The organism is Microcystis sp. M144S2 (assembly GCF_020246065.1).
GTDB lineage: Bacteria > Cyanobacteriota > Cyanobacteriia > Cyanobacteriales > Microcystaceae > Microcystis > Microcystis ichthyoblabe_A.
Window position 1 is genome coordinate 22,606 of the sequence record NZ_JADBTR010000040.1, and the last position, 7,550, is coordinate 30,155.

At 44.8% G+C, this 7,550-nt stretch carries 9 protein-coding genes; 3 read left to right on the forward strand and 6 right to left on the reverse strand.

Going from position 1 to position 7,550, the window contains the following annotated elements; all coding sequences use genetic code 11:
* Positions 1–23: 23 nt before the first annotated feature.
* From IM462_RS05100 to IM462_RS05115, 4 genes are all read right to left on the reverse strand, one after another.
* Positions 24–353 carry a DUF5615 family PIN-like protein gene (locus IM462_RS05100; protein ID WP_287691780.1) on the reverse strand — a complete coding sequence of 110 codons (330 nt, stop codon included), beginning with the start codon at positions 351–353 and terminating at the stop codon, positions 24–26.
* Between the two features lie 14 nt (positions 354–367).
* On the reverse strand, positions 368–685 hold the full coding sequence (locus IM462_RS05105; RefSeq protein WP_002748414.1) for a DUF433 domain-containing protein: 318 nt from the start codon (positions 683–685) through the stop codon (positions 368–370).
* Positions 686–748: 63 nt separating this feature from the next.
* The gene (locus IM462_RS05110; RefSeq protein ID WP_287700126.1) at positions 749–1,717 is read right to left on the reverse strand and encodes a DUF1822 family protein; all 969 of its coding nucleotides are present in this window, start codon (positions 1,715–1,717) and stop codon (positions 749–751) included.
* The gene (locus tag IM462_RS05115) at positions 1,675–3,432 is read right to left on the reverse strand and encodes a hypothetical protein (protein WP_002777855.1); all 1,758 of its coding nucleotides are present in this window, start codon (positions 3,430–3,432) and stop codon (positions 1,675–1,677) included. Before IM462_RS05115 ends, IM462_RS05110 begins: the two co-directional genes overlap by 43 nt.
* 480 nt (positions 3,433–3,912) lie before the next feature.
* Between IM462_RS05115 and IM462_RS05120 the strand changes: the two genes are divergently transcribed.
* Together IM462_RS05120 and IM462_RS05125 are read left to right on the forward strand one after the other, a co-directional pair.
* Positions 3,913–4,128 carry a hypothetical protein gene (locus tag IM462_RS05120; protein WP_002737387.1) on the forward strand — a complete coding sequence of 72 codons (216 nt, stop codon included), beginning with the start codon at positions 3,913–3,915 and terminating at the stop codon, positions 4,126–4,128.
* 23 nt (positions 4,129–4,151) lie between these two features.
* The gene (locus IM462_RS05125) at positions 4,152–4,664 is read left to right on the forward strand and encodes a TolB family protein (RefSeq protein WP_287700127.1); all 513 of its coding nucleotides are present in this window, start codon (positions 4,152–4,154) and stop codon (positions 4,662–4,664) included.
* Positions 4,665–4,671: 7 nt separating this feature from the next.
* Here the strand turns inward: IM462_RS05125 and IM462_RS05130 are convergent, their stop codons facing one another.
* On the reverse strand, positions 4,672–6,015 hold the full coding sequence (locus IM462_RS05130; protein ID WP_287700128.1) for a DUF3370 domain-containing protein: 1,344 nt from the start codon (positions 6,013–6,015) through the stop codon (positions 4,672–4,674).
* 312 nt (positions 6,016–6,327) lie between these two features.
* On the opposite strand from IM462_RS05130, the gene moaA reads away from it, so the two are divergent.
* A complete protein-coding gene (gene moaA, locus IM462_RS05135; protein WP_008205102.1) occupies positions 6,328–7,323 on the forward strand; it encodes a GTP 3',8-cyclase MoaA in 996 nt (331 codons plus the stop codon).
* 4 nt (positions 7,324–7,327) lie between these two features.
* Here the strand turns inward: moaA and IM462_RS05140 are convergent, their stop codons facing one another.
* The gene (locus IM462_RS05140) at positions 7,328–7,513 is read right to left on the reverse strand and encodes a PCP reductase family protein (RefSeq protein WP_002795651.1); all 186 of its coding nucleotides are present in this window, start codon (positions 7,511–7,513) and stop codon (positions 7,328–7,330) included.
* Positions 7,514–7,550 lie beyond the last annotated feature (37 nt).

The window sequence follows — 7,550 nt, forward strand, 5'->3', positions numbered from 1 at the left end:
AAAAATATTAATAGATCGCCTATTTAAAAGGGTAAGTATTGAATGCGATTCACAAATTCTTCGGGGTTTCCCAGTTTGGTGATGAGTTCTAAGTCGCGTATGCAGTCGCCAATTGAAACCATTAACTGATGAGCATAAACAACTCCAGCGAAGTCTATTCCTACTGTCTGACGGTGACTCCCTTCAACTAAGAAATCCCTGTCTTGTGTAAAAACAATTCTTCCTAGTGCTGTTGATCGGTCTAGAATTACGGGGTCAGGGCTACCAGAATAACCATCTTCCTGAACTGTCAGCACATCAACATCTCGAAGGCGCAATCCTATCGTGATGGCTCCATGTACGTTTTCATCCATATAAAGTTTGAGGCTCACTTGAGAATTCCTTGTGTTTTAAGTCTGGCCACAAAAGGCGACTCGATCGCTGAGTGCCGCATTTTTTGGGCATACTCCAGATCGGCAGCGATCGCCCCGTCCAATTCCTCTTTATGATCCCAATAGTAGGCGAAGGCTGAGTGAATCTGACTCATACTCAAATGGCGATGGTTGATTTGAATTTCTTCAGGAGTCCAACCGTAAGCCATCTGAGCCATCACCAGATCAATCACCTTCATTGTCGAGCTTGCAATCATTGGTATCCCGCGTTCGTCTATTTGAATATGCTTGTATTCGGTTAGTGCGGTTTTCATGATTAAACTTTCTCCGTTTACTTGTACTTTAGTTCCTAGCAATTTCTCAGGGGGAAAGTTCTGCTAGAGGGTAAAATCTTCGGTAATATTTGCCTCTCCCAGTCCCACCCTGACACTGAACTGTTCTCGCGGTGAACCACTAAACTTGAGTTGGATGTAATTGTCCAGTTCTCTTGCCTCAGTTTCCAAAAAGGTTTTCCCAGCCTCATCCAGCACCACTAATTGTAAGTGGGCAGGCAAATATTTCTGGTTTCGCATCGGATAAACCCTTAAAAGAACCGCCCTCGTTGCGTCAGTTTTAGGCAAGACAGCCACCATTAGAGTCACTGGGTGTTCCCCGATCAGCATTCCTAAATCTTTAACTCTCCTCAACCCACCTGCCAAGTTATGCGGAGCGAGCCGCCATAAACTCTCTGCCGCACTCCAACGGGTTTCTTCATCCTGAGTTGCCTCTAGCAAGTGAGTCAGAGCCGCCAATACCTCAGAAGATGCAGTTCCCATCTCTCCCAAGCGCAGTGCTGCTTGTCTGCGGCGATGCTCCTCCTGACTGGTATAAATCGTCTCAATTAAATCGCTAACCGTCTTGGAATCCATAAAATCAGCCCCGCGCTCGCGTAAGGCATAAGCATAAGCAAAACAGGGTTCTCCAGGTGCAAAAAGCTGTTCAATCGTCTGCCAGCTTTCCTCAAAAACATTTTGCAACCATTGGCTCAAATTGACTCGGCTTTTTAAGGAAACTGAACGAGATTGTTCCTTTTCAACAGCAAAGAGCCTTTCTAAACGGTAGTCTTGACTGGATTTCTGCCGCTCTGGTAAGCGATTAAGTTTTCCCAGAACTACTTTTTGGTTATTTTGGGCTGTCTCAAAGTCCGGGGAAGCGGGAGAGATATTTTCATACCCTTCACTAGCTTCTTGGTATTCCTCCCTAGCTTCCTCATATCGCTGCAAGCGAGTTAGATAATCCCCCATTAATTGGGCAATTTGGCCGTCTAGAAAGGAATTTCTTTCTTGATTTCCGCTAGTGCCTGACATAGTTCATTGTCCTCCTGTTGGTTGGCTTTTCCAAAAACTTCGATCCACTCCTCTTTTGCTCTCAGAGGTTCTTGCCAGTAAGCATGATAGAGAGCTTCAGCCAGATTGCCCCTTTCTCGATAGTACCGCTCCAAGACTTGATGGGCAGCCTGGGTTCGCTCCCGCTTCTGCTCGTGGTTGAAACGACGGATGAAGGGATGAAGACGATACCACCCTTCACCTTGTTGTTCTGCCTGCCAGACGAAGGAAAAACTGAGGAGCGAGTCAAAGGCAGCATGGGAGGGATTGCATTTCAAGGATTCGCCCAGATGAAAGTAAAGGTCTTCATTAAAGGCTCGACAGGCACTCAAGACATAAACCGCATCTTCCAACACCCTGTCTGTGTATTTCAGGAGTCTTTCTACCAAAATCCCTAATTTCCGATTAAATCCCTCTCCTGTCTCGGAAACGGATTGAAAGTCGGCAGCGGTAAAGGCTTCTTTTTTTTCTGGCGCCATCCTGACTAAATCCGCGCATAGCCCCAGCAAGAGAGGATGAACGGAATCGCCATCAAAACTACTATAGGCAATCAAGCTCTGCTGCACTTGGGTATCCTCAATTCCGACTCTTTGTAGGTAGTCGAGGGCATCGGTTACTTGAAAGTTGAACACTTGCCTGCACTCTAACTTGTCCGCTGTAATTGAACAATAGCTGGCTCGATGCCACTGGGGAATTTCCCGTCCTGCCATGACGATGACAATTTGGGGCAACTCCAACAACTGCGACAACAGACACCGCAGCCATTCATCCTGCTTGAAAAATCTGGCACTTCCTTGATTGCGCCCTTCTCCCCAAAAGGCTTCGTGGGTGTCGAAAAACAGCACCAGTTTTTCAGGAGCGCCCTCTCTTTGCATGGCGACCTTGAGATCTTCCGCAAAAAAGTTAGGTAAAGCAACAATCAATTCCGTATCGGGGTCTAACTCGGTGATCCGTTGAAAATCTTTTTTCTGGAGTCCTCGACCATTTAGGTAACGATTCAAGTCCTTACCCAAATGTTTTGCTATGAGATTCAACGTGCTGGCTGTTAGTGTCGCTAAGGTACCGGGCAAGCCTAGTATGGCCGCCAAGTCTTTGTTCTCCTGAGCGATCGTTTTAATTGTGTTAATAATCCCACCAACTACAAATAACTCTTGTGAAGGAAACCACTTAGTTATATCAGTTTCATTCGTGAGTTTTCCTGTCTGTTTTAAATGCCAGATGCAAGAAAATTCATAGAGCGGAAAAGAGAGTTTATATCCCAAGCGAACAGCATTGGTTATTAACTGATTATGCAAAATCAGTAGCCCGTCGAAATTGTCTTGAGGTTGTTCTGGTCGCGATGACCTGGCTGGGGATTCAAAATCCAACAGTGTGGCTGGCACAAATTGAAAGTCACTTTCCCAGTCAGTAATTGTCTTAATAAACTCAACAATTTCAGGATGGGTTTTGGTTTTAAGTTCTGTCCAAGTTTCTAAAGGAAAGCGCTTGCAACAATTTTCCAATAAGAATTTCAGCAGCAGCGACTTGCCATTGCCACCATCCCCATAGAAGAATAGGATTTTATGGGGGTCAAGCTCGTCATCGTTGAGATATTCTGCAAATCGCAAGGTTAACTCGTGTCGGTCGGTAAAGTGCCGGAGAGCGCGATTTAGCTGAGTTAACGAGGCTTTTTGGCTAGTGGGATCGCTGATGCTCATAGCCGTACTACTTAGAAAATGTAATTGCTATTAAAGTCTAAAATCTTCTCTAATTCTAGCCTTTCCTCTTGCCATGCGGACAATAAACTGCTCTTCCACTAAACCGCCAGACTTGAGGGTGCTGATTGGGTAGTATTGCTGAACTTCCCCCCCCATACATATCTACTACAATAGCCGAAAACCCTTATCCATCAATGGATAAACCCATTAACTTTTCTTTATATACCCCGTGTTTATTGTAATATTCCTTAAATAGACAAATGGGGGAAGTTTAGGCTAAAATGGCGGCCGTGTATAGTGATTCAATTAGTATTATTTCGATCGAGTGAACTTAGTGGAATTTGAGAGTGAAGATTATCCATCAGAAAGGTTAATTGCTTGTCAAAATCCCTTAATCGCTGAGAAAAATCAAAAACAAACAGAAGCCTTATTCTTTACAATACAATAAAAGTGTAATTAAGCTTGTTGGGAGCCTGAGCTATGACTAACCCGAATTCGATCGAACAGCTATCGCAGGAATTACTCGATCTAGACCAAGTAGATGCCGATACCGGGGCAGATTTGCGGCAAAAAGCCCAAGAAATCCTCGCTGAAACCAGTATTGACCTACCGATTCGAGAAGCGATCGCCGATAGTCTCAGTCAAGGCAATCAACTACTTACCCTCAAAACCGTCGGCAAGGAAGAAAGTTACTAGCACATTTGGGGTCAAAAGTCAAGATGAAAGAAAAAAATTTTTTTGTCTGGCTGGGGCGATTTTTGGCCTCTTTTGGGCTGTTATCGGGGATAAGTGGCTGTAATTCCCCTCTCTTGATCACTCCCCAAGTTCCCGCCGGTGGTTTAAATAGTTTTGCTCCCGATCAATTCCCCAGTTATAGTGCTGATGGTCGCTATTTAGCCTTCGCTTCCGATCGATCCGGTCGTCGTAGTATATATCTATTCGATCTGCAAGAAAAGCGCTTAGTTAATCTTCCTAACCTAAATCGTAGCGATTCTAGCCAAGATCAGCCATCTCTGAATGCTGACGGTCGTTTAATTGCTTATATCTCCAGCGAACGCGGCAAGAGTGATGTCATGGTTTATGATCGTTCCCAGTCCCGTGCAACCCTGTTAACCGCTAACCTGCGGGGAAGCGTCCGTAATCCCACCATTAGCGGTGATGGTCGCCAAATTGCCTTTGAAACCAACCAAGACGGTCAATGGAATATTGCGATCGTTAACGGCCAATTTTAAACTTGTTCTACTCGGTCTTAATCGTTAAAACCTGCGGAGGGGTCGCATCTGGTGGATATAAAAAATTTACCTGTACTACACGCCAATCCCCGGGAGGAATAGTCAGACTCACTAAAGATTGCCCCTCTTGTCCGCGTCTTTGGACGAGATGGAAAAATCTGCTTTGTGCCTGTCCTTGGTCATCGCTATAATTGACGGCTACTGTTCCCCGAAAAAACACTTGTGGGGCAGCCGGATCGAGAAAACGCAAACCCTGACCGATAATATTCTCTTTAATCGGTGTTTCTAGCGCAATAGTCACCGTTTTCGCCTCATCACTTCGATTAAATAGAGGTAAACTTAACCGATATTCCACACCGTAATTACCATGAGCTTGATAGGCCGTATCGGGATAGCGAACTAACATACTAGCACTTTGATTTTGTTCCGTTCCCAGTTTGCCCCCGGGTAGGGTGCTAATCCCATAGGCTATAGATTGACCAGAATCAGGAATATTTAACCATAAAGAAGCTCGATCGACCAATCGGGCCGGCCAAGCTGAACCTTGGGACACCCCCGCTACCCGTCCATAAATTATCTGTCCTTGACTATGGGGAGGAGTGGGCGCTCGATCTCGCGGAGTCGATAAATCGCCTTTTTCTAGCAAATTTTGCCACTCTGTAAGATTTGGTGGTCTTTCCTGTCCATTTTCATCTAGGGGTGCATAAAGAGCTAAACTAGCAGCGTAGAGAAGACCGTCACTTTCCAGACGGAGATAAGTGGACCTACCGTTTAAAGGGGGAGTCAAATCGCGCACGGGAATCGCCGCATTTAAGACCATAAAACTCTCCCCCGCCGGAATAATAATCCTATCGGGAAAAATATCCTGACGCTGCCCCATTAAAATATCCCCCATTACCCGACTTCCCGGCCCGGCAAAAACTGTCCCCTGATTATTTTCCACTTGTGCCGGTAAATCGATAAAAGCTGCATCCGGTTGACTCAAATAACTAGCCCCTTGCAGAATTTTAACGGTGACTGGATTAGGACTGGGATTGTGGAGTAATATCCCCAAATAAAGGGTGCGTAAATTATCGGGAAAATTCCCCCTGGCTACATGGTGGGCAAAAATATCAAAGCGTCCCTGAAAAGCATAATTTAAATGGGCCGAGGGGAGACTTTTCTCTTGGGGGGGAAAAGTCGAAAGCAAAATCCCTTCTCCTAGCAATAATTCGGGACTATTGCTATTAAAAACGGGAACTTGATCTAGTTGATTCGGTAAAGGACGCACCTGCACCGGTCGGATTATTTCTACACTAGGGGGAGTTTGGGCAATGGGTAGCAAAAAAGGTAACATCACACAAATTACCATCTCAAGATAATTAATTTTTGATCATAGCATTACTGGCTCGCTCAATTTAGATAGTATTCTGTTTGTCCATATCTAGAGGATTGGTTAATATTTCTTGCTGGTGTTAGCTGACCTTTTTAGTTAAGTACAATCAAGAAAAATTATCAAATTTCCCAATCGTTATTGGCTCTTGCCATTGACCAAATCTATTGTCATCATAGACTAAAATCTAGATTTAACCGTGGTTTTCTGGAAACTTCGCCCGATGTCTAGATATCGATCGAGCCGGAATTGTTATGATAAATTCATGAAGTTTTATAACAGTATTTGCCCGTGAACAGGAACCAAATTGACTATCTCAGGATTAGTTTAATCGATCGCTGTAACTTTCGCTGTCAGTATTGTCTGCCTGAAGATGCAGAATTGGCCTATGTTCGACCGCAAGAATTACTCACCCGGGAGGAAATTCTTACTTTAGTCAAAAATGTCTTTATTCCCCTCGGTTTCCGCAAATTTCGTCTTACTGGTGGGGAACCTCTCTTACATCCCGAAGTAGTGGAGATTGTGCGCGATATCGCCTCTTTATCTGCCACTAGCGATTTAGCCTTGACCACTAATGGTTATTTACTTGACAATTTAGCCGAAATGTTGTATGAGGCCGGACTAAGACGGATTAATATCAGTTTAGACTCCCTCGACCCCGACACTTTCGATAAAATTATCGGTAATCGCGGCCGGAGTCGTTGGCAAAAAACTTGGGCAGGTATTCAAGCAGCCCAGAGGGTGGGTTTTGACCCCTTAAAATTGAATGTGGTGGTGATTCCGGGGATAAATGAGGCAGAAGTGGAAGATTTAGCGGCTTTGACCATCGAGAAGCGTTGGCACGTCCGTTTTATCGAGTTTATGCCCATCGGTAACGGTGATTTATTTCAAGAAAAAGCTTGGATTGCGAACGAGGAATTAAGGGGGCGAATTCGGGCAAAATGGGGCTTAAATGAGGGTCAAGTGCGGGGAAATGGTCCAGCCGATGTTTTTCAAATTCCGGGGGCTAAGGGTACAATTGGCTTTATTAGTCAGATGTCGGAATGTTTTTGCGATCGCTGTAACCGCCTACGTCTTTCGGCCGATGGTTGGTTGCGTCCCTGTCTCCTCAACGAAACCGGACAAATTGACCTAAAAACTGCCCTCCGTCAGGGAATTTCGCCGGCAGAAATCAGGGAAAGAGTGCGGGAATTAATAGAACTGAAGGCAGAAATAAACTTTAAACTGCGTGATTCTGGCACATCAAGTGGCATTTATACCCGTACTATGTCGCAAATTGGCGGCTAAAAATCTACTGTCCGAATTCTATTCTAGCCTGTTCTACCATTTCCACGGTAACTCGATCGGAACCGGCATGACGAGCTAATTCTTCTATCCTTTGACGCGCTTGGGAACGAACAAAATAGGGGATATTTTTCAGTTTTGCCTTGGCTTCTGCGGTCCATTGTAGTTGATCGGAAAAATCTAGAGCTTCCATAGATTTAACATATAGTAGTCCGTCCATTATACCAAAA

Excerpts from the sequence above, each read along its gene's own strand:
- IM462_RS05100 (WP_287691780.1), bottom strand. The coding sequence starts at position 353 with ATGGATGAAAACGTACATGGAGCCATCACGATAGGATTGCGCCTTCGA.
- IM462_RS05105 (WP_002748414.1), bottom strand. The coding sequence starts at position 685 with ATGAAAACCGCACTAACCGAATACAAGCATATTCAAATAGACGAACGC.
- IM462_RS05110 (WP_287700126.1), bottom strand. The coding sequence starts at position 1,717 with ATGTCAGGCACTAGCGGAAATCAAGAAAGAAATTCCTTTCTAGACGGC.
- IM462_RS05115 (WP_002777855.1), bottom strand. The coding sequence starts at position 3,432 with ATGAGCATCAGCGATCCCACTAGCCAAAAAGCCTCGTTAACTCAGCTA.
- IM462_RS05120 (WP_002737387.1), top strand. The coding sequence starts at position 3,913 with ATGACTAACCCGAATTCGATCGAACAGCTATCGCAGGAATTACTCGAT.
- IM462_RS05125 (WP_287700127.1), top strand. The coding sequence starts at position 4,152 with ATGAAAGAAAAAAATTTTTTTGTCTGGCTGGGGCGATTTTTGGCCTCT.
- IM462_RS05130 (WP_287700128.1), bottom strand. The coding sequence starts at position 6,015 with ATGGTAATTTGTGTGATGTTACCTTTTTTGCTACCCATTGCCCAAACT.
- IM462_RS05140 (WP_002795651.1), bottom strand. The coding sequence starts at position 7,513 with ATGGAAGCTCTAGATTTTTCCGATCAACTACAATGGACCGCAGAAGCC.